The sequence below is a fragment of the Escherichia sp. E14V7 genome, from assembly GCF_004212225.1.
Lineage (GTDB): Bacteria > Pseudomonadota > Gammaproteobacteria > Enterobacterales > Enterobacteriaceae > Escherichia.
The window spans coordinates 1-1,768 of the sequence record NZ_RHJJ01000033.1 but is presented as its reverse complement, the minus strand read 5'-3'; the positions used below and the strand labels follow the sequence as shown (position 1 = coordinate 1,768).

Annotated in this window: 1 rRNA gene; it reads right to left on the bottom strand. The window is 52.8% G+C overall.

From position 1 onward, the window contains the following. Nucleotides 1-14 precede the first annotated feature (14 nt). Nucleotides 15-1,556, bottom strand: a 16S ribosomal RNA gene (locus tag D9741_RS23260). Nucleotides 1,557-1,768 lie beyond the last annotated feature (212 nt).

Here is a 1,768-nt window from a genome sequence, read left to right as displayed (position 1 = left end):
ACGCTTCTTTAAGGTAAGGAGGTGATCCAACCGCAGGTTCCCCTACGGTTACCTTGTTACGACTTCACCCCAGTCATGAATCACAAAGTGGTAAGCGCCCTCCCGAAGGTTAAGCTACCTACTTCTTTTGCAACCCACTCCCATGGTGTGACGGGCGGTGTGTACAAGGCCCGGGAACGTATTCACCGTGGCATTCTGATCCACGATTACTAGCGATTCCGACTTCATGGAGTCGAGTTGCAGACTCCAATCCGGACTACGACGCACTTTATGAGGTCCGCTTGCTCTCGCGAGGTCGCTTCTCTTTGTATGCGCCATTGTAGCACGTGTGTAGCCCTGGTCGTAAGGGCCATGATGACTTGACGTCATCCCCACCTTCCTCCAGTTTATCACTGGCAGTCTCCTTTGAGTTCCCGGCCGGACCGCTGGCAACAAAGGATAAGGGTTGCGCTCGTTGCGGGACTTAACCCAACATTTCACAACACGAGCTGACGACAGCCATGCAGCACCTGTCTCACGGTTCCCGAAGGCACATTCTCATCTCTGAAAACTTCCGTGGATGTCAAGACCAGGTAAGGTTCTTCGCGTTGCATCGAATTAAACCACATGCTCCACCGCTTGTGCGGGCCCCCGTCAATTCATTTGAGTTTTAACCTTGCGGCCGTACTCCCCAGGCGGTCGACTTAACGCGTTAGCTCCGGAAGCCACGCCTCAAGGGCACAACCTCCAAGTCGACATCGTTTACGGCGTGGACTACCAGGGTATCTAATCCTGTTTGCTCCCCACGCTTTCGCACCTGAGCGTCAGTCTTCGTCCAGGGGGCCGCCTTCGCCACCGGTATTCCTCCAGATCTCTACGCATTTCACCGCTACACCTGGAATTCTACCCCCCTCTACGAGACTCAAGCTTGCCAGTATCAGATGCAGTTCCCAGGTTGAGCCCGGGGATTTCACATCTGACTTAACAAACCGCCTGCGTGCGCTTTACGCCCAGTAATTCCGATTAACGCTTGCACCCTCCGTATTACCGCGGCTGCTGGCACGGAGTTAGCCGGTGCTTCTTCTGCGGGTAACGTCAATGAGCAAAGGTATTAACTTTACTCCCTTCCTCCCCGCTGAAAGTACTTTACAACCCGAAGGCCTTCTTCATACACGCGGCATGGCTGCATCAGGCTTGCGCCCATTGTGCAATATTCCCCACTGCTGCCTCCCGTAGGAGTCTGGACCGTGTCTCAGTTCCAGTGTGGCTGGTCATCCTCTCAGACCAGCTAGGGATCGTCGCCTAGGTGAGCCGTTACCCCACCTACTAGCTAATCCCATCTGGGCACATCCGATGGCAAGAGGCCCGAAGGTCCCCCTCTTTGGTCTTGCGACGTTATGCGGTATTAGCTACCGTTTCCAGTAGTTATCCCCCTCCATCAGGCAGTTTCCCAGACATTACTCACCCGTCCGCCACTCGTCAGCGAATCAGCAAGCTGATTCCTGTTACCGTTCGACTTGCATGTGTTAGGCCTGCCGCCAGCGTTCAATCTGAGCCATGATCAAACTCTTCAATTTAAAAGTTTGATGCTCAAAGAATTAAACTTCGTAATGAATTACGTGTTCACTCTTGAGACTTGGTATTCATTTTTCGTCTTGCGACGTTAAGAATCCGTATCTTCGAGTGCCCACACAGATTGTCTGATAAATTGTTAAAGAGCAGTTGCGACGCGGCTTTCAGCTCACTGTCGCGAGGTGGCGTATATTACGCTTTCCTCTTTCAGAGTCAA